Source organism: Algoriphagus sp. 4150 (assembly GCF_031457395.1).
Lineage (GTDB): Bacteria > Bacteroidota > Bacteroidia > Cytophagales > Cyclobacteriaceae > Algoriphagus.
Window position 1 is genome coordinate 12,115 of record NZ_JAVDWS010000027.1, and the last position, 21,352, is coordinate 33,466.

12 protein-coding genes are annotated in these 21,352 nt (G+C 42.2%); 4 read left to right on the forward strand and 8 right to left on the reverse strand.

The genetic code is table 11. The features are described 5' to 3' along the window. Window positions 1-76: 76 nt before the first annotated feature. Window positions 77-1,084 (forward strand): acyl-CoA reductase, encoded by a 1,008-nt coding sequence (locus J2X69_RS22210; RefSeq protein WP_310108268.1) that lies wholly within the window; start codon window positions 77-79, stop codon window positions 1,082-1,084. On the opposite strand, the gene J2X69_RS22215 is transcribed toward J2X69_RS22210, so the two are convergent. Beyond that, a complete protein-coding gene (locus J2X69_RS22215; RefSeq protein WP_310108269.1) occupies window positions 1,081-2,874 on the reverse strand; it encodes a histidine kinase N-terminal 7TM domain-containing protein in 1,794 nt (597 codons plus the stop codon). The two genes, J2X69_RS22210 and J2X69_RS22215, sit on opposite strands and share 4 nt — an antisense overlap. 536 nt (window positions 2,875-3,410) lie before the next feature. Here J2X69_RS22215 and J2X69_RS22220 point away from each other — a divergent pair. From J2X69_RS22220 to J2X69_RS22230, 3 genes are all read left to right on the forward strand, one after another. Beyond that, the gene (locus J2X69_RS22220) at window positions 3,411-5,672 is read left to right on the forward strand and encodes an aconitate hydratase (RefSeq protein ID WP_310108272.1); all 2,262 of its coding nucleotides are present in this window, start codon (window positions 3,411-3,413) and stop codon (window positions 5,670-5,672) included. A 63-nt stretch (window positions 5,673-5,735) separates the two neighbouring features. After that, a complete protein-coding gene (locus tag J2X69_RS22225) occupies window positions 5,736-6,950 on the forward strand; it encodes a porin (RefSeq protein WP_310108274.1) in 1,215 nt (404 codons plus the stop codon). Window positions 6,951-7,520: 570 nt separating this feature from the next. Beyond that, window positions 7,521-9,761, forward strand: coding sequence for an ATP-binding protein (locus J2X69_RS22230; RefSeq protein WP_310108275.1), 2,241 nt, complete (start codon window positions 7,521-7,523; stop codon window positions 9,759-9,761). Here J2X69_RS22230 and J2X69_RS22235 read toward each other — a convergent pair. From J2X69_RS22235 to J2X69_RS22265, 7 genes are all read right to left on the reverse strand, one after another. Further along, window positions 9,749-10,687 (reverse strand): tetratricopeptide repeat protein, encoded by a 939-nt coding sequence (locus J2X69_RS22235; protein ID WP_310108276.1) that lies wholly within the window; start codon window positions 10,685-10,687, stop codon window positions 9,749-9,751. The genes J2X69_RS22230 and J2X69_RS22235 overlap by 13 nt on opposite strands. Further along, on the reverse strand, window positions 10,668-11,786 hold the full coding sequence (locus J2X69_RS22240; protein WP_310108278.1) for an AI-2E family transporter: 1,119 nt from the start codon (window positions 11,784-11,786) through the stop codon (window positions 10,668-10,670). Before J2X69_RS22240 ends, J2X69_RS22235 begins: the two co-directional genes overlap by 20 nt. Window positions 11,787-11,849: 63 nt before the next feature. Then, window positions 11,850-13,886 carry a M3 family metallopeptidase gene (locus J2X69_RS22245; RefSeq protein ID WP_310108280.1) on the reverse strand — a complete coding sequence of 679 codons (2,037 nt, stop codon included), beginning with the start codon at window positions 13,884-13,886 and terminating at the stop codon, window positions 11,850-11,852. A 397-nt stretch (window positions 13,887-14,283) separates the two neighbouring features. Next, window positions 14,284-16,713: a zinc-dependent metalloprotease gene (locus J2X69_RS22250; RefSeq protein ID WP_310108282.1), complete on the reverse strand. Its 2,430-nt coding sequence runs from the start codon at window positions 16,711-16,713 to the stop codon at window positions 14,284-14,286. Window positions 16,714-16,834: 121 nt separating this feature from the next. Further along, window positions 16,835-18,856 (reverse strand): helix-hairpin-helix domain-containing protein, encoded by a 2,022-nt coding sequence (locus J2X69_RS22255; protein WP_310108284.1) that lies wholly within the window; start codon window positions 18,854-18,856, stop codon window positions 16,835-16,837. Window positions 18,857-18,933: 77 nt separating this feature from the next. Continuing rightward, on the reverse strand, window positions 18,934-19,755 hold the full coding sequence (locus J2X69_RS22260; RefSeq protein WP_310108286.1) for a hypothetical protein: 822 nt from the start codon (window positions 19,753-19,755) through the stop codon (window positions 18,934-18,936). A gap of 83 nt (window positions 19,756-19,838) precedes the next feature. Next, the gene (locus tag J2X69_RS22265) at window positions 19,839-21,299 is read right to left on the reverse strand and encodes a hypothetical protein (protein WP_310108288.1); all 1,461 of its coding nucleotides are present in this window, start codon (window positions 21,297-21,299) and stop codon (window positions 19,839-19,841) included. Between the last annotated feature and the right edge of the window lie 53 nt (window positions 21,300-21,352).

The following is a 21,352-nucleotide window of genomic DNA, read 5'->3' on the forward strand; positions in this document are numbered from 1 at the left end:
ATACTAACTAATTTAATTCGATTCTAAGGTCGCTTATTTTCAAAAAAGCTAAATTTGCTCCAATTAACTACAAAGCATGAAGCCAGCAGAACGTATATCCGCATTTGTCAATCTTGGAAAAGCTATCAAAGAATTGAGTCTGGATGAAAAAGATGAATTGCTTTGGAGAGCAGAAAACAACAATAATTGGTTTACCAAAGATTCTGTAGAATCATCTCTTCAGGGGATTACGCATATGCTATCTGAAGAGAAACTGAATTCTTGGCTTTCTGACTATGAACTGAAAGAAATAGAAAACCCGAAGGCGGTTGGCTTGATGATGGCCGGGAATATCCCTGCAGTGGGATTCCACGATCTGATGTGTGTGATACTTTCGGGCCATCAGGCAGTGATCAAGTTGAGTTCCTCGGATACGGTCTTGATGAAATGGATCATTGGAAAATTGATTGAAATTGACCCCAGAATAGAAAGGCAAGTGAGGATTGAAGAAATGCTCAAGGGCATGGATGCCTATATCGCCACAGGAAGTGACAATTCCTCGAGGTATTTCAATTATTATTTTGGGAAATATCCCCATGTGATCCGGCAAAACAGAACTTCAGTGGCGGTGCTTTCCGGCAATGAGACTACCGAAGACTACATCGGGTTAGGAAAAGATATTTTTCAATACTATGGTTTGGGATGTAGAAATGTTTCTAAAATATACGTGAAGTCGAAGGATCAACTTCAGGATTTGCTCGGTGCTCTGGAAGTTTATTCTGAAATAGGATCTCACCACAAGTATCACAACAACTACGATTACAATAAATCAATCTATCTCGTGAACCTGGAAGAGCACTTGGATAATGGTTTTTTGCTGGTAAAGGAAAGTAGTGAGCTCGTGTCTCCTATAGCAGTTCTATACTATGAAGTGTATGAAAACAAAGAGCAGTTGGCAGAAAAGCTGAATCCGATAGAATCTAGAATTCAATGCGTAGTAGGAAGCGGGTCAGGACACATTCCATTTGGCTCCGCCCAGAGTCCGGAACCATGGGAATATGCAGACAATGTGGATACCGTGGCTTTTTTGTTGGGATTGTCCTAATAAAGGATCTCTTTAGTGCAAAGAATATCCTTACTGGCAATTGGTAGTTTCATACAGAATTTGGTGCCTTTGCCTTCTTCGGAGTGAACTTCCAGTTGCCCATTGTTTTTTAGGATATACTCTTTGACCAATAGTAGGCCGAGACCAGTCCCTGATTCATTGTTTTGGCCTGTGGTGGTAAATGAAACCCCGTTGCGGATTTTAGAAAGGTTTTCAACGGAAATTCCTTTGCCGAAATCTTCAATGCAAATAGTCAGAAAGGCCAGCTCATCGTAGGTGGAAATTCTGATTTTCCCTCCAATGTCAGAAAACTTTATGGCATTGTTTATCAGGTTTCTTACCACCAATTCTATCATGTTCTTGTCTCCCTTTGCCGTGAATTTAGCTTGGGCATCTATAGAGATGCCAATTTTCTTTTCAGTGGCTATCCTTTCGAGAATTTCCTTTTGCTGACTAAGTATTTTGTGGATATCGAATTCCTGATAGTTCACTACCTCTCCACCTTTGAGTTGAGAGCTGGACCAAGCCAATAGATTTTCAAGCAAAAGGGCGACTTGTTCCATATTCTTTGATACTTCAGGAAGCATATTCATAAATTCTTCCCGTGACACTACCCCGCAGTTGGTCAGATGGATCAGTTCTTTGATGCCGAAAATTGGGCCTTTCAGGTCATGGGAAATAATGCTGAAATACTTATCCTTTAAATCGTTTAACTGTTGAAGTTCAATGGCTTGGTTTTTAAGCGTTTCGTTAATTGATTTTTGTTCTGTGACGTCTTCAAAGAGCAAGACTAGCCCGTTGGTTATGGATTTTCTGTCCAAAAGTGGAATTGCCTCAATAAGATAAATTTTTTCCTGCATTCCGGAGACGATTTTGCTCTCGATGCTAGTAGCTTGTTTACGTGCAATTAATTCAAGAATTTCTTCGCTTTCTTTGAAAATAACTTCGGCTTTAGTCGCCACTTTTATTTTTTTTGGAGTAAAGCTGTAGGAATTAAAAGCCGGATTGTAGTCCACTATTTTAGTGTTAGAATCCAACACTAGAACTCCTTTCGTAATTGCTTCCATTATCTTGGTGCGGGCAATGGGCTTGAGACTGAAAAGCTGATATTTGAGTATGGCAAATCCCAAAATCAGATAGGTAAACAAAAAGGCGAACGGAGTCAAATCAATGACATCAAATGGCCTGAAAATATGAGTTTGATACAGAAAGTTGAAAACTAATGGGAATAAACCTCCCAAGAGCAATAACCTGGTTTGGGTTTTGAACAATTGGTCTGAGAACCGGAATCTTTTCCAAATGATAAGGCTTCCCAGTGAGAATGCGAAGTATATATAGATCAAATTGACATAGTACCATGGACCAACTTCGATTTTAGCGGTAGGGAAGGATGCGGCAGTTATGACCTCAAATGATTTGTAGTGTAAATGATGGATTTCATTTGTAAGCACCAATAAATAAGTCAATACCGGTATTAGTAGTATCAGTACAACCAGTAAACCGATATTTTTTGATTTATAGCTCGTGTATTTCAAACTGAAAAAGAGCCAAAATGCTGCGAGAAAAGATATTCCAAGATATTCTAGTCTGATGAAGAATAGCATGGCTTCTCTGTTAGCGACACTGAGTTCCAATCCATAGAAAAATCCCCAAATTGCTGCACAAAGCATGGTAATGGCAACCCATCGGGTAGCGTCTTCTACTTTGATCGCTATATAAAGTGAAAGTCCGCCTACAAGCAATCCTGAAAATATAAGAGTGACAGAGAACGGATTGAAAGTGAACTCCATTTAGGCGGAAGGATAAATTAGTAATGTATACGCAATTTAAATATTTCCGACTACAGCCGAGTACCATGACTAAAAAAATAAGATGATTATGGACAGCTTCACGGACACAGCAAAACTCAGTTTAGGAATTGAGTTCTCTGCTTCGGATTTTCGCCGGGAAAGAAAGAATAGCCCATCTCATAAGTGTTTTGGCCATTGGGTGTTGTCCAAAACCGATAAGTGAGAGTAAATATATGGGCAGAAACAAAGGTGTTTAGGGAAAAGGGAAGCAGAATAGTATTTTTAGACTCTAAATGAAGGGTGAAAAAGTTGTTTGGCGACGATAGGTTAAGTTTGATTTAAGTTTTTGGAGTGCGATAAATAAGTAGTTAGAAGCTTGTATGGGTAGGCTTCATCGTCTGATAAAGCTAAAATGGTTTTAAATAAGGAGAAAGGCTGCTTTACACACGGGGAATGGTTACCTATTATTGGGCTAACTTCCTATATTTGCGGTCGATAAAAATCGAAACTTTTACCAAACAAAAAATCCCTATACAATGGCTTTTGATATTGAAATGATCAAAAAAGTGTATGCCAGATACCCAGAACGTATCGAAGCGGCTCGTAAGGCTGTGGGGCGTCCACTTACTTTGACTGAAAAGATTCTTTATGCACACTTAACTGAAGGAGTCGCTACCCAGGCTTACAACAGAGGTGTATCTTACGTTGATTTTCAACCGGATAGGGTTGCAATGCAAGATGCTACTGCACAGATGGCTCTACTTCAATTTATGCAGGCAGGTAAGAGTCAAGTGGCTGTGCCATCCACGGTTCACTGTGATCACTTGATTCAGGCTGAAGTGGGAGCTGTTCAGGATTTGACTAAAGCAAAAGATAAAAACAAGGAGGTCTACGATTTCTTAGCTTCTGTTTCCAATAAGTACGGACTGGGCTTCTGGAAACCGGGAGCAGGTATTATTCACCAAGTAGTGTTGGAAAATTATGCATTTCCGGGTGGATTGATGATTGGGACTGATTCACATACTCCAAATGCAGGTGGACTTGGAATGGTGGCGATAGGAGTAGGTGGAGCTGATGCCTGCGATGTAATGGCAGGACTTCCGTGGGAGTTGAAATTTCCTAAATTAATAGGAGTGAAACTTACCGGAAAGCTTTCCGGCTGGACGGCTGCAAAAGATGTAATCTTAAAAGTGGCCGGTATCCTTACAGTAAAAGGCGGTACAGGCGCTATAGTGGAGTATTTCGGTGAAGGTGCCAGATCTCTTTCTGCTACAGGTAAAGGTACTATCTGTAACATGGGAGCTGAAATTGGAGCTACTACTTCTATTTTCGGTTACGACGAGAAGTCTGCTGCTTACTTAAGCTCTACAGATAGAGCTGATGTGGCTGAATTGGCAAATGGAATCGCTGAGCACCTTACAGGAGATGAGGAGGTTTATGCCAATCCTGCGACCTACTTTGATGAGGTAATCGAGATCAACCTTTCGGAATTGGAGCCACATGTAAATGGTCCATTTACTCCTGATTTGGCTTGGCCTATTTCTAAATTTGCCGCAGCAGTGAAAGAAAACGGTTGGCCGGCAAAATTGGAAGTTGGTTTGATCGGATCTTGTACCAATTCTTCCTACGAAGATATTTCCAGAGCTGCTTCCCTAGCGCAGCAGGCTGTAGACAAGAAATTGGTTGCTAAATCTGAATATACAATTACTCCCGGATCTGAGCAGGTAAGGTTCACCGTTGATCGCGATGGTTTCTTGGATACGTTCGGGCAAATGGGCGGTGTAGTTCTTGCAAACGCTTGTGGACCTTGTATCGGTCAGTGGGCCCGTCATGGAGCTGAAAAACAGGAGAAAAACTCGATTATAACTTCTTTCAACAGAAATTTCGCAAAGCGTGCCGACGGTAATCCCAACACGCACTCTTTCGTGGCATCTCCCGAGATCGTGACTGCCTTGGCAATTGCAGGTGATTTGACTTTCAATCCAATGACTGATAGCCTAATCAATGAAGAAGGTGTATCTGTAATGTTGGATGAGCCAAGTGGACTTGAGTTGCCTGCAAAAGGTTTTGCGGTAGAGGATGCAGGATACCAGCAGCCGGCAGAAGACGGCTCTGCTGTCACTATCGCCGTAAGCCCTACTTCTGATCGTCTGCAGTTATTGGATTCTTTTAAGCCTTGGGAAGGGGTAGATCTGAAAGGTCTTAAACTTCTGATCAAAGCAAAAGGTAAGTGTACCACGGATCACATCTCTATGGCCGGTCCATGGTTGAGATTCAGAGGGCATTTGGACAATATCTCCAACAACATGCTTATCGGTGCTGTCAATGCATATACAGATGCTACCAACTCTGTGAAGAACCAATTGACAGGAGTATATGGTGAAGTGCCTGCTACTCAGCGTGACTACAAAGCCAATGGCATCGGTTCGATCGTAATAGGTGATGAGAACTACGGTGAAGGATCTTCAAGAGAGCATGCAGCGATGGAGCCTCGCTTCCTCGGAGTACGTGCTATCTTGGTGAAATCTTTTGCAAGGATTCACGAGACAAATTTGAAAAAACAGGGTATGCTGGGATTGACTTTTGCCAATCCTGCTGACTATGATTTGGTACAGGAAGACGACTCCATTGATATTGTAGGTTTGACTACGTTTGCTCCAGGCAAGCAATTACAAGTGGTGTTGAATCATGCTGATGGATCTTCTGATACGATCCAAGTGAATCATACGTATAACGAAGGACAAATAGAGTGGTTTAAAGCGGGATCAGCACTTAATCTGATCAAAGCAAAAGCCTAATAATACTAATCCAATTTTAAGCCGTAGCGATATTCGTTACGGCTTTTTTCTTGCACCGGATTCATGAAAAAACAGTCTCAACTCTTATTTTGCCTTTGCTTTTGCATTCTACTGATCGCATGTGGTACCCAGGCTTCATTTGCCCAGAATGAATCAGATGAGCGTGCACTTATCAATGTGAAAAATGGGATAAGTATTTCCAAAGACTCTCTTTTTCTTCTGAATCTGAGATTTAGAATGCAAAACCGTTTTGGTTTTAATACAGTTAATGCTAAGGATTTTTCGATTGACCAGGTGGATTTTAGAGTTAGAAGACTTCGACTACGGCTTGATGGATACGTGTTGAGTCCTAAGATTCAGTATTATATACAATTGGGCTTTTCTAAATCAGATTTGGATTTGGAATCCGGGGGGTACGCCCAGCCTATCCGTGATGCAATAGTGTATTACTTTTTGACTCCAAATCTGTATTTGGGTTTCGGACAATCCAAGCTTCCGGGGAATAGGGAGCGTGTAATAAGTTCGGGAAATCTTCAGTTTGCGGATCGATCTATAGCAAATGGCTTCTTTACACTGGACCGTGATTTTGGCTTTTTTGGATATTACACGTATCAAACCATGGGGAAATCCCAATTCCAACTCAAAGGTGCTATCAATACAGGAGAGGGAAGAAATCCTTCTGTAGGGGACAGTGGGCTGAGCTACACGGGAAGGTTTGAGTATCTGCCATTCGGTAATTTTACAAATAATGGAGATTATTCGGAAGGCGATTTGGAATTCGAACAGACGCCAAAACTTACCCTTGGTGTGTCCTATAATTTGAATAAAAATGCCCACCGGACAAGAGGGCAGCTCGGATCTAGGCTCTATGAGGGAAGGGATTTGAATGTGCTTATTGCTGATGCCATGTTCAAATATGCAGGCTGGGGGGCTATGGCAGAGTTTTTTAAGAGAGATGCAGCTGATCCCGTCACCAGAAATGCAGAAGGAGATTCTCAAGTGGTTTTTGTCGGAATCGGCACCAATATGCACCTCAGCAAAATGATTACCAGGAAGTCTGAATTGGCTTTAAGATACGCCTCAGTACGTCCCGATAAGGTGATTGATGAATACGAAGGCAGGATCGAGGAAGTAGCTATGGGATATTCCAAATACCTAAACGGGCATAGAATAAAGCTTCAGGGGAATCTGGGATACGCTTGGAATGATGGACAGATCCAGGTAGTAAACTTGAGGAATTATTGGTTTGCCACATTCCAGGTAGAATTCGGAATTTGATTTTATGTATATCCGCTTTTCTGCAAGTAGGAGGACAAAATAATATAGGATTTGTTGAATTTTAGTGGTTAGGCCACTTCAACTGCCTTGATGCGATGAGTCTCCTGTCATTGCCTACACATGGGGCTTCCGGTCAGATAAGCGAAGAAACTTAGACAGCTGGCATGGTTGCGGATAATTAGATTTGATTTTATAGCTTATCCATTAAGGTTTCTCCCGATTTTTTTTTCTTCATGGTGTGACATCTGTCCGGGCAATCTGATTACAGTTTTTTTGAATATTGATTTTTAGCTTGGTGGTCCAATCATTCACTTCTTGTAGTGATTTGGAAGCGAATATGCATAATCATTTTTTTTCAAAAGGAGTCAATGGATTTAGGAAGACTGGCGGGAGTATGTCCCATATATGAACATTTTTAAAATAAAAATTAATTTTAACTTCATTTAAATATATTTATAGATCAAAATATTTGATATGAAATACAAATTGATGTATGTTTACGTCATGATGCTTGGGTCTTGAATATAAGTTGCCCCAAGAGTGATTACCAATTAGGGAATAGCCATTTCAATGCAAGAGAGGGAAATCAACAATACTTTTAAGAAACTCGTCAATGAGTCATCAGAGATGGTATTTCTTGCTGATGATATCTTTCCCTATCCCATATTTTTTTCCAATAGATCTTTTGAAGATCAAATTGGAGCAAATCTATCAGATAGAAGCCTTGTGGGACTAGATCTGAATCTCAGTGATATTAATTTTACAGAAGAGATTGAACTGAGGTATGGAGGCAATGATTACAACTTCAGTATTGAATCTCCTCAGGATAGTTCTACAAATTATTTCATCTTCCATAAAGGCAAAAAAAACCAACGTCAGGATTATTCTGCCAAGATGGAATTTCAGCAGTTTTTGATAGAATCTCCTGATGCACAATTGATAATAAGACCTGACGGAAGTGTTTTTCTTTCTAATGCAGAAGCACTGAAACTTTTTGGATATGCTACAGATGCCTCAATTAATCATCTTAGCGAATTGGAAGAATTATTCCAGGACCCTCAGCAATGGAGGCAATGGATAGGGGCCGCAGTTTCAGAACCGGTCACTCATCGCTTTTCATCCACACTTTCCGGTTTCTATCCAAATCAGGTATACTTAGAAATCGCCTCAAAACAACTTTTGTCAGACGGTCTACAATACGTGATGCTTTCATTTCAGAATATCTCTGAAAGAGTCACCTTGAAGAAGAATTTGGAGAATAGCAGTAATTTCCTGGCGAATCTTACTGAACAGGTTCCCGGCGGTTTATATCAAATGGTATTGGACAGCGAAGGAAAAATGGGCTTTTCGTTTCTCTCCAAAGGTATTGCTCAGGTATTGGGATTAAAGCCTCAAGATATTGAGAGTATTACAGACCTTACAATGGCAATTTCTCAAGTTCATCCGCTGGACTTGCCTCAGTTGGTATTGAGTGTTGTCGCTTCAGCAAGGAAATTAGAGCCATGGCAAGGGCAGTTTAGGGTAAAATCAGAACCAAATTCTGATACTTATCGCTGGGTTCTTGGAGCTGCCAGACCGCAAGCGTTGGCGAATGGTGATATGGTTTGGTATGGATACTTGACGGATATCAGTGAACAAAAAGAATTTGAAGCTACTTTGGATGAATCCAGAAAAGTGGCGGAAAAGGCCAATCAAATCAAGTCTGACTTCCTTTCTATGATCAGCCATGAGCTTCGTACACCGTTGAATGCTATTTCTGCTTCCGTATATTCCTTGCTTCATGGCGAACCGCTGACACATCAAAAATCAGAATTGGATACCATCAATTTTGCTGTGGACAACCTGATCATTATGATCAATGACTTACTGGATTTTCAGAAAATCGAAGCAGGAAAATTGACAATCGAAAAAGTGCCTTTTAATCTGAGTTCCTTTATAAATCAGATTATCAAAGGATTGTCATTCCATGCCAGTGATAGTAAAAACAGATTGGAAATCTCACTTTCTGAGGGACTTGATATTACGGTTTTCGGAGACAAAACACGACTTTCGCAAATTCTGAATAATCTGATCACCAATGCACTCAAATTCACCAATGAAGGTGAGGTTAAAGTGACGGTGAATTTACTTAAAAATAGCAATGGCAAGATTCAAGTTTACTTTGAAGTATGCGACAATGGCATAGGTATAGCACCGGAGCATCAAGAGAGGATTTTTAACGATTTCGATCAGGTAAGACCTACTTTCAGCTCAAAATATGGAGGAACCGGACTTGGACTTTCTATTACACGCAAGCTTTTGAATTTAATGGGAGGGGAGATCTCCCTGCAATCTTCATTGAATAAAGGAAGTAGGTTCTTTTTCGAGTTGGAGTTTGATATCGCAGAGGTGAAGTTGAAAAAACCTGTGGCTAACTGGAATTATTCTGATCAAAATTCTTCGCTTCATCTACTCATGGCAGAGGATAATGATGTGAATGCTTTGGTTTTGGGCAAAATCATTAATAAGTGGGGGTTCACTTATGAGCGGGTTATGAATGGACTCGAAGCAGTCAATGCGGTGAGTAACACTAATTTTGATTGTATTTTGATGGATATTCAAATGCCGGAAATGGACGGTTTCGATGCGACTATGGCAATTAAAAAAATCTCAGAAGCCCCTGTAATTGCTCTTACTGCTTCCGCAAAACTGGAAATTATAGACCGGATAGAGGAATGTGATTTTGACGGTTTTGTAGCGAAACCTATTGATGCCTCAGAACTGCAGAAGATTATCAAAGAAGTGATTTTTGAGAAGAATCAGAGCGATTGAGCTTTTTTCAAGTATTCTTCCACTAAGTCCATATCCGGATAATCCCGACCCAATTCCACCAAATACTGCAAGGCTGAAGTTTTGTCTCCCTGCATTACATAATAAATCCCTTTGTTTCTTAGTGCAAAAGGATTTTTAGCATCCATCTTGATGCTTTGATTGATTAGCTCCAATCCTTCTTCTTGTCGATCAAGAAAGAGCAGATACAAGCCTTTATTGTTGTAGAAATATGGTTGACTTTTATTCAGAGAAATTGCTTTATCTACAGCATCCAGAGCCTTCTCATAATTCTGTTCATCAAAATAAATCATGGATCTCAGATTATGAATATTTGGTTCCGACGGATTGACATCCATTGCTTCATTTAACGCCTGCTGTGCAGCGGCGAAGTTCTTCTGATAGTAAAGTATGGTAGCCTGGTTAACTAATAGATCAGAATTCTTCGGATTGAGTTCGGATGCCTTTCCGAATGCTTCGAGTGCTTTAGGGAAATTCTTTAATTTCTCCTCCACCAATCCCTCAAAAAAGTGGCTTTTCCAGTTCTGTCCATCAAGCTGTATCAGCTTTTTCCCATCCTCTCTGGCATTATAAAATTCACCGTTGTCTAGGTAGCTCAGGCCTCTTTGGAAGACGGCATCATAGTAATCAGGCTTGTATTTGATGGCAAGACTTAGGTCTTGGATGCTTTCGGTAAGCTGATTCAATTGCAAGTGGGCAAGAGCCTTATTGTAGTGGGCGTCAGCATAGGTAGAATCCATTTTCAGGGCTTCTTTGTAGAATCCCATCGCTCCTTTGGGATCATTTTCCTCCATCTTTTCATTTCCTTTTAGAAGAAATCTGCCTTTTTTATTCTCGTCCGAATCACAGGAAAATATAACTCCCGCAATCACTATCGTCAAGAGGATATTAATCGTTGTCTTTTTCATTGATTTCTTCGGCTTCTTCTTCTTGCGCTTCTTGTTTTTTTTCTTCCTTTTCCTCACCTAGTAGCAATGCATAGGGTCGGGTGGTATCACTCAGATCAAATATTTCACGGAGAATCGCCATCATAGGAATGATCAAAATCATACCGGCTACGCCCCAGATTGTACCTCCGATGAGTAGGCCCAGAAATGTTATAAAGGCATTGAGATTGACATTTCCTCCCACTATTTTGGGAGTCAGAAAATTTCCCTCAATCATCTGTATAATTTGATAACTGACGAGGACTCCCACCGGATAAAACAAACTATCCTTGGTGAGAAAGGAATAGACCATTGGGAGCATGGCACCGAAAAAAGGACCGACATACGGAATGATATTCAAAATTGCTCCAAGGGTTCCGAAGAAAACGGCATGTTTTATCCCTAATAATGAGAAGGCTGTGATATTAAGAATAGCTAAAATCCCCATCACTTTTACCACGCCCACGATGTAATTTAAAATCACTTTTCTAAGGCTGACAATACGGATTTTTACCAATTCCGGGTCTTTATCTTTGTAGATATTGATAATGACATTGGTGAGGTGATTTCTATACAGAAGAAAGAAAAACATAAAGACCGGAATTAAAACCAGTCCGGTAAGCGACCCCACAGTCTTCATGGCGAAGTCACCAATGCTTGAGCTGTTTTCGGTCAATATGTTTTTCAAGTATTGTGTATTGGCTTTCTCACTTATTGCAGGGTCGAAAGAGAAGGTATCCATCGCCCAACGATCAACCTCTTCTGCATATTCAATAAGTCTTCCCGAAACGTCATCAAAATCCTTGGTGAAATTTGCCACATTTCCGATCACAAAAGTCAAAAGACCACCTGCCAATGCAGTCATTACCAACAAGGAAATGATGCAGGAAAGTATCCTTGGAACCTTCTTTGACTCGAGCCATATAGAAAGCGGCGTTAACAAAATCGCAAAAAAACCACCCATGAATAAAGGGACGAGCAAGCTCTTGCCTATTATCAGGAAAAATACCAGCACAATAATGAATATCATTACACTGAGGGCCTTTAAATAAGGAGGAAGTTTGAACGCCGGGTTTTCCATTGGGGCTGGGGAGTTTATAGGCCAAAGAATCTTTACAAGATACCTTTGAGTAAAGAAAGCAAATTATTCCGAAATCAATCCGGCACGTTTCAATAAAGCATTTTGCTTAGGCTCTCTGCCACGGAATCGCTTGTATAGGATGGAAGGGTGTTCTCTACCGCCGGCCGAAAGTATATTCTTGACAAAAGAATCAGCCGTAGCCTGATCGAAAACGCCATTTTCTTGAAACAGTTCAAATGCGTCGGCATCCAGTACTTCTGCCCACTTATAGCTATAATAGCCTGAAGAATAACCCCCTTGGAAAATATGTGAAAATGAAGTACTCATCAATGTCCCGGGTACCTTGGGAAGTAATTCCGTAGATTTCATCACTTCTTCTTCAAACTCTGAAATGCCGGAGATCAGGCTTGGATCCTGACTGTGATATGCCATGTCCAGCAGGCCAAAACTTAGTTGTCTTACCGTCTGATATCCTTGCTGGAAGTTAGACGCCTTTTTGATTTTCTCGATTAGCTCTTCAGGGATTTTTTCTCCAGTTTGATAATGCTTCGCGAAAAGATCCAAACATTCCTTTTCGTAGCACCAGTTTTCGAAAATCTGGGAAGGCAGCTCTACAAAATCCCAAAATACACTTGTGCCTGAAAGTGACTCATAGGTTCCTTTTGCCATCATGCCATGAAGCGCATGACCAAACTCGTGGAAAAGCGTCGTAACTTCATTGAAAGTAAGGAGACTCGGCTTTGATTTGGTAGGTTTGGTAAAATTGCAGACGATGGAGACATGTGGCCGGATATCTTCACTTGCTTTGATACTTTGACCCTTATAGCTGGTCATCCATGCTCCGTTTCGTTTGCCGGGGCGCGGGAAAAAGTCAGCGTAGAATATGGATAGGTATTTGCCCTCCTTGTCCTTGACCTCATAGGCGGTGACATCTTTATGGTAGAGTGGAATGTCCGCTACCGGAGAAAAGGTGATTCCAAAGAGTTTTTCGGCTGTCTGAAACACCCCGTCAATGACATTCTCCAATCGGAAATACGGTCTTAACAATTCATCGTCAAGTGCATATTTTTCTTTTTTCAGAAGTTCGGAATAATAGGCGAAATCCCACTTTTTCAACTCCTTCAGACCATCCAATTCGGCAGCAAAAGCTTCCAACTCTTTCATTTCGGCTATCCCTTTTGGCTTAGCTTTTTCGAGAAGGGAGTCCAAGAATGACATGACTTGGTCCGGACTTTTGGCCATGCGCTCTTCCAGCACAAAGTCCGCGTGGCTCTTATAGCCCAGCAGCACGGCACGGTTATGACGAAGTTTTAAGATTTCTTTGATTATTTCTTGATTGTCAAGTTCGTCCCCTTTGGCACATTTGGTGCCATTAGCCATGAAAAGTGTCTCACGTAGGGCTCTGTTTTTGGCATAAGTCATCGCAGGGATATAGCTTGGGTAATCCAGCGTAAATGCCCATTTACCGGGCTCTCCTTTCTCTTCTGCGATCTGTGCGGCAGCTTCTTTGATCCCCTCAGGCAACCCCTCCAGATCAGATTCTTGATCTATAAAATGCACGAATTTATTAGTCTCAGCCAGAACGTTCTCGCCAAACTTTAAGGACACTTGAGCTAATTCCTGATCTATCTTCCTAAGCTGATCAGCTTTTTCTCCGGTGAGTTTCGCTCCGTTTCGTACAAAAGATTTATAAGTTTTCTCTAGCAAAGTAGCTTGCTCCGGAGTCAATTCCAGTTGCTCCTTTTGCTCAAAAACCTGTAAAACCCGCTGAAAAAGTGCTTGGTCCAGCAGTATGTCATTGCCATGCTCAGTCAGAAGGGGAGAGATCTCTCTGGCTAGGGATTGGATTTCATCATTGGTTTCCGCTGAATTCAGATTGAAAAATATTCCCGCTATAATGCCTAATCGTTTGCCTGCTCCATCAAGTGCTTCAATAGTGTTTTCGAAAGTCGGAACAGCTTCGGATTTAATCCTCGTAATGTCCTCCTTCGCTTCTATGATTGCGGCTTTGATGGCAGGAAGAAAATGGGAGGGAGTGATCTGATCGAATGGGGCGGTCTCAAAAGGCGTGGCAAAATCAGCCAATAAAGGGTTGTTCATATATAGTTAAGCGTTTGGGTAATTAAACAGTGGTTTGTCAAGAAGGTTTCATCCAATGTCCTATCCTGATCAATGCTCCCGCTAATTTACCTATTTGCTTTGTAAAGCTTTGCCAAATATGTGCATGATGCGTTTTTTTCTGAAAGTCTATTCCAAAGCCTCCGTGAGTGTCCTCACTCACGGAAAAGTGGGTGTTAAAGTCCGTTCGTGGTGACACGAACGGCGGCAGCGAGTGGAGATTGAGGACCGTTTGTGATGACCCGCCTACCGGAGGGCAGGCACGAACGGTGGCAGAGGTATTAATTAATGTTTTGTGTAATAGCCCAAATGGATGAAGATTTTTTCAATCCCGAATCACTGGACTATAACTATGGTGCAGCTGCATGCCGGGCACACTTCAGAAATCGAAATCACAGCTCATCATATCCATTCCGATAGGCGGACCGTCCGGGGCTTTCAGTTTTTCCTGTACCACAAGCTCTTCCGGTAGATTTAGAAAAGCATTTATTTTTTCGCTCAAATAAGTACGATGCTGGGTTATTGCATTCCCGTCCATAGCCATTTGTCCTTGGGCGCCTGCAAGTTTCCGTAATCTTCCTCTGGCAATTGCCCTGATTGTATTGGAAACATCTGCATTCTTAGCCAATGCTATGATATGATCCACATACTTGGATTGGGTCATCAGGACGATTTCCAAGTTGAGATCTTCTTTGGTGTAATTGGAGAAAATTTGCTTCTCCATAGTCTCCAACATTTCATTAGCTCCGAAAAGATTGTTCTCTTGAAGATGTTGCAAATAGATTCTGTTTATTCTGGAGCCGTCAAGCATGAAATCAAGCGCAAGATCAACGATGGTTTCTGCCGGGGCAATTGGATCAAAAATTGGATTTACCCTGGAAACAAAGGTCTCCCTGTTGTTGCCATAGCCAAAAGGTCTTGGGGGAATTAACTTGAGAATATGATCGGGAACCCGCAGTTGCTCCGGCGAAATAGCATGCATAAGAGCCTTTAGTGCGGCTTCCTGCTCATCCGAATGAACCCAACCATGAATAGGTTGATTGTCCCCTTTTATCTTGTATCTATAATCGACACCGCCCAGTAGCTTGCTGGCCGCTTCCAGTTGATACCTATGCATCAGATAAAGTGGCACGAAGACCTCTTCGAGTAAAGCTTGAGGCTGTCCCGTAGGAATGGCATTTAAGCCAAAGGTTTTCATTCGGTTTCCTCTAAGCTCCAGCATCCGCATCAGCTCCACTGAAGCCGAGGTTCCATTGTCCCAAAGATGGGAGGTTGGATGTGCGCCGCTTGGATTTCTGGAGTCAGCATCCGTAATGAATTGATGGCCGGCATCGTAAGTGTCCTCCAAGGTTTTTCTGAGAAATTCATTCTCATCTTCACCTTCTGGGATGACAGCATAGCCGTATTTGATTGCCCACTTGTCCCAATCACCTATTTTATCGTCATAGGCATTGCTTAGGTCGAGTTCACCCTCAGCGGTTTCGGTGATCAGCGGATAAGGATAATCCATGACGGAAGAGCGATTATTGGCTGAGGTAGCATAGCTATGTGCCAAGCCGATGGTGTGGCCGATCTCATGAGCTGATAATTGCTTGAGCCTGGCGACAGCTAGCTCAAGCATTTGTGGATTGGACGGAGCGCCATCTTCGAATGGCTGTAGTAATCCCTGCGCGATCAAGAAATCTTGTCTCACCCTCAGTGAGCCTAAGGAAACATGTCCTTTCATGATTTCTCCTGTGCGGGGGTCGCGTACACTCGCTCCATAGGACCAGCCCCGGGTAGAGCGGTGTACCCACTGAATTACGTTATAACGCACATCCATCAGATCCATACCTTCCGGCGCCAGTTCCACCCGAAATGCATTGATAAATCCGGCAGCTTCGAATGCTTGATTCCACCAGTTTCCGCCATCAATCAAAGCCGAAGCCACAGGCTCAGGCGTTCCCCGATCCAGATAATATACTATGGGCTCCACTGCTTCTGACATTGCTGCGCCGGGATCTTTTTTTTCCAATCGGTGACGTGCGATGAATTTCTTCATGATCGGCTCTGAGATTGGCGTAGTGAAATCCATATAGGAGATACTTCCAAAGCCTGCCCGGGGATCAAACTCACGGGGAACGTACTTATCATCCGGAAGCTCAATGAATGAGTGCCGCTGACGTACCGTGACTGCGTCGGGAGAAGGGGTGACAGCTCTTAAGTTTCCGCCTGTGGCCTGTCCCGTCACAGTGATGGTGGCTTCCACTTCAGTGTTTTGGGGAAAGTTTTTGGTCATTGGGTAGTACAGACCGGAACGGCTTGCATCTGCCCGGAATGATCCCTGACGGGTTCTCGTTAATGTTTCGGAGACTCCATGGGCATCTTGAAGGTAAAAATTTGTGGCATCGACGATAAGCTTGTTGCCTTCTGTTTTTGTGATTTCAAATCCCCAAAGTACTGATTCGGCAAATGCATCTTTAATGGATTGAACTTCGGCGGGATTGTCTGAAAAAGCTCTGAAATTATAATTTTTGTGAACCAAAAACAGCTTGTTCCCCGACTTTCTGAATTCCACTATTCTGGTATTGCCCAATTGACCACGGTCTAACCCGATATCATTGGATCCTACACCTGCTGTGAGAGAATTTACATAGAGAAATTCCCATTCCAACTTATCGATTTCGAGGTAGATCTTCCCTTTGTCTTCATCTAGATAGAATGGAATGAATCCGTCATTTTTACTCATTTTTCCCAAATCCAAGTCTTGGGCGTAACCGAGATTTAATGAAAACAAAAAGAAAATGGTTAATTGTAGCGTTTTTTTCATACGGTAATGTGGTTTGGGTACAAATTATCAAAAAAGTAGGCTCAGGATGATACCATTGATGGAAATTTAACCCCGATTTTGTATTAGATCCGAAGTGGGGATGCAAATGAATAATTCGGGTTTAACGATGGAGCATACAGCGGACCAGCAAGGCGGTTTCCGTTTGTCTGGATCCATCAATCTCTTGCAGCCCCGAACTGATAGTTTCTCTGTCTGTATAAGATGTCCGGGAGAAGCGAAAGTAGGCGGTGATCTGGGGATTGATCTGATACTGTGTAAGAAGATAGTAACGCATGCCTTGTCCTGCAAAAGCAGGGATGGAGAAAGTCCACAGTACATTATTTTCGAAGGCATATAGTCTGGTGTCGTAATCATCCGTGTCGAAGAGGGCAACCCGTCCGGTCAACCTGAATTTGTTGAAACTGTATTGGGCATCTTGCAGCACCATAAACCCTGAGGATTCTTGGTCATTGAAATTGACTCTGCTAAAAAGGATTCGAGAACGGAAAAAGAATGATTTACTGACATGGTTCTCCAAACTGAGTAATCCGTTTATCTTATTCAGAGGTCTGATCTGATAGGGGAGTGCCGGTTCTCCTGAATCTGATAAGTTTCTGTCCTTTTGTTCTTCTCTGATTTGAAAGAAGGCTATAAGATTTCTTGTAGGTTGGTAACTGATCCTGCCTAGCCATTCGTAGCCTTTGGATGGAGCATATAGTCGGTATTTAAGCCATGGGAATCTGAAAAAATCATAATATGCATTTATTTTCCACTTGGAAACCGGCTTGATTTGGATGCCAAGATAGACGCCTTGCTCATTGGCTGATCTCGTGCTTTCTGCGAAGGAATTTGCATAAAAACTATGGAAATCTTTATCATACTTTCTCCACAGGAAGGATAGATCCAGCTGCTTGCTCAGGCTGGATACAAAACCGATTACATTGCCGCTTCCGCCTGATTGAGAAAGGGCTGATTCTCCAAAAAGAAAGAAATTTTTCCAATTGTAGTTCATATAAAAACTGCCCACACTGTTACTCTGTCCCGAGAAGTCATACTGATTGTACAATGTGGGCCTTTTGACCCAAGGATGATCAAATCGGGTAAAGAGATAATTGGCTCCGGTTTGTAGTTTTCCTGAGGATGCGGAATACTGGATATTTCCTCCCAGACTTAATTCTTTAAATTGATTTTTGGTGCTGAGCTCACTCTGTGTACGGTGAAGCCCACTTTGATTAAATGAGCTGATGATCAAATCTTCCGAACTCAGGGTGTCAAGACTGCTTGCTGCTCTGCCGTCTCTGGGTGCATAGGAGGTGATTAAGCTGCTTTGCCAGTTCCCACTTTGATACGTAAGACCTGCACCGCGGAAAAAACCAAATTCCATAGCAGCGGTATAAGGCAATATTCCAACACTACTTCTGCGGACAGTAGGAACTGTTTCGGCACCTTTGCCTAGGGAATAGCCCGCTCCGAAAACCAATCCTTGACCAAATTGAGCCTGAAAATCGCCCAATGCTATCGTTTTCCATTTGCCGAGATAGTATTTGGTGAAGTGAAACGAGAAAAAATTGAACCCATATCGGGCGGTTTTTCTGTCCCAAATGAATTGTTCGCCCGGATCTTTGTCCAGTGTAATCCCAAGGCTGAAATCTCTGGCATGCTGTATACGGAATCTCATATATAATTCATTGGGATCTCCTAAATAACGGTTAGAGATCCTGCCCGTAGAGCTGGTGTCTGCAGGGGTAAATCCTTTGCGGGTTTCCCACGTGCGGCGATTACGAAGTATAATATATGCTTGTTTTTCATTGACAACACGCTTCCAAAAAGGTTGGGTTTGATTTGAAGTCCCAGATCCCAGCGTTAAAAAAGGGAGGATTTGGTCTATTGTTTTTAAGTCAAAACCCGGGACGGCTTGGAGTTCATAAAGAGAAATCAGTGAACCATACTTGACTCTATAAGCTATCAGGTTGGTAATTTGCCTTGGGGCGAGTAGGTAACTCGCGGCTAGTGTTTCTGCACTTGCACGGTTGATATCAATTGGATTCAGGTACAGTTGGAGAAGGACTTCGTAGACGGATTCATAATCCAAGTCTTCATCCTGAACAGGGAATAGCCGCTCCATTAATGATTCCAAATCCATGTCTGGCAATGGAGGGCTCTGAGCAAAGACAAAACAATTCAGGCAAAATGAACTAGCGATAATGAAAATTAACGCCCTCATTTTTCTACCAGTGAGAATCCCAAACTTACATGATTCGAACTTCCCAAAGCTTGATTTTGTCCATGGGCATAGTCCAGACTAAAGCGGTCCGATTTCAGGCCTACTCCAAAAAACATTCTGCTGGGGTTGCTGTTGATACCGGTACGGAGATACACCCATTCTTTAATGCCATATTCCAATCCCGCCTTTACTACAGGTTTGATTTGGATGTCCTTTTCCACTTCGAGATGAAATTGAAGCAGTGGGATGGGGGTGTAAAAGACGCCTAAGCTAATCCCTGTGGGCAGTCTTATATCAGAGTCCCGTGATATTTTGGATCGGTTGAGATTGGAGATACTGGCTCCAATAGAAAATGTAGGGCTAAGCTCTGCCATTCCCCCAAGGCTGAAAATAACACTGTTTCCGCTCCCAAATCCTTCAATCTGAGTTTGAAACCATTCCATCTTTGCTCCCATACTTACTATTCCCAACTGATTGGCGAATGCAAGACCAAGGGATTGTTGATTGAACAAACTACCTCCATAGCGGGAGAGACCAAATCCTACTGTTCCGGCTTTTAGGTTCCAAGCTCCGACGAGATCTAGACTGCTTAGCTCTTTTAGCCCAAATCGATTATCGTATCCTACTGATACAGCGGAAGATTCCAGTTTTGCGAGTCCGCCGGGATTATTGAAGTAGCTCCAGGTATCCATGCCATGCACGCGTAGATTGCCCATGCCCTGACCTCTGGCACCGTGCACTTGTGTGAGAGGGTCTGTTTGCGCTTTTGCACAATAGCATACACACAGCAGGAAGCATGAAAAAGTCAATAGCTTCATAATGGATGGATAAAAAGTCTTAACTAATTTAGTTAAAAACTTGATATTCAGCCAAAGGCACTGAAATTATTTTGACAAGAATTTTAGAAAGGTGCCGAGAAGTTAAAGAAGAAGTTGCCTTCTTTACTATTATTCATGGAATATTCAAACCGGAAAACGGCATCATAGAAACCTACCAAATCTATCCCGGTGCCATATCCCATCAGGTACTTGTTGGCGAGACGGGAATTTACAGGGATATTGTTTCTGTCCTTCACATAGCCGTGATCGAAATTCGCACTTAGGTACAGCCTGATCGGAATAGTGTTGAACTGCTCCAGCTTGATCAGGTTGGAGATGTCAATTGCCCAATCCAAAAATTTATATCTTAAGCTGTTTTTGTGCACGTATAGTTGCTGCCCTTCCACTACGTTCAGCTCATAGCCACGTATAAAATTAGGGTTGTATCCTGTTCCTCTCACTAAGGTGTAAGGCTGAATTGTACTCAAAAACCAGTTGGCCGTGAGTCCGGAGTTGAAGTGGAATTTATCGGAAATTTTGAAATATTTATTTGCTGTGAGATTGACCTCCACTTCATCTAATTCATCGGTGAATATGATCCCATATTTCGTTAGAGAAACCTGTAAAAGTTCGCCATCAGTAGCGTAAGACACGTTATCCCTTCTATCATGTCTGAAAGTATAGGAGGCGAATGCGTACCTCAGCTTATTGCCCCTGTGCTGGAAATATTCCGGGTTTTCAGTCAGAACATCATCCGCCACCCAAGTATAGCTATAGCCTAAGGTGAGGAAGTGATAGTTATAGTAACTTCTTCGATACGTGTATCTTAGCGCGCCGGCAAAATTTTTCCGGATTATATCCTCTTTTTCATTGGTGAAAAAGACCTGTTTATTAAACTCCGATCGGATGGGAATTGTCTTATTTTCCCTGTAGGTAAGTTGTACCGCCAATCCGTGCTTTTGCTTTTTGTCAATATAGGGTTTGCTGTATTGTAGATCCAATGCCTTAGTGAAGCCGAGTTGTCCTGCAAATTTGAGTTTATCATTTCTCCCCCCCACATTGCTGTGACTTAACCGCAACCCGTAATTCACCCTTGAAAAATCACGGTTCTGGTTGGTCCACCATTCTGAAAAATTTCGGTCAGCGAGCTCAAAAATTACCTGTGGCAAGAGATACCAACGTTCCTTCACTGCGATGAGAATTTCCACTTCATTGTCTCCAGTGACCAGCGGGGTGATTTCTACTGAAGTGAAAAGCATCAAATTATAAATCTTCTTCTGATCAGCGATAAGTATTTCCAGGAAGGTATTCCAGTCATAGTAAAAGTCGGTGATGAAATCCAACTCTCTGAGGATTACACTCTTTTTAGTTTTCACATTTCCTACGATGAAAATGTTGTTGACTCTTACGCTATCAGGAGATTGGTTGATCACAGGAGCATAGGAGGTATCCCCTTGTGCATAGGTCCTGCTTTCTCCCAACCCAAAGAAAAGAGTGTAGAATAAAAGAGAGAAGAAGAGAATATTTGGATTCTTGAGGATCAAGAGGGAATTCTGAAAGTTTAATTTTGGTTATTTACGCAGTTGCGAGCACATTC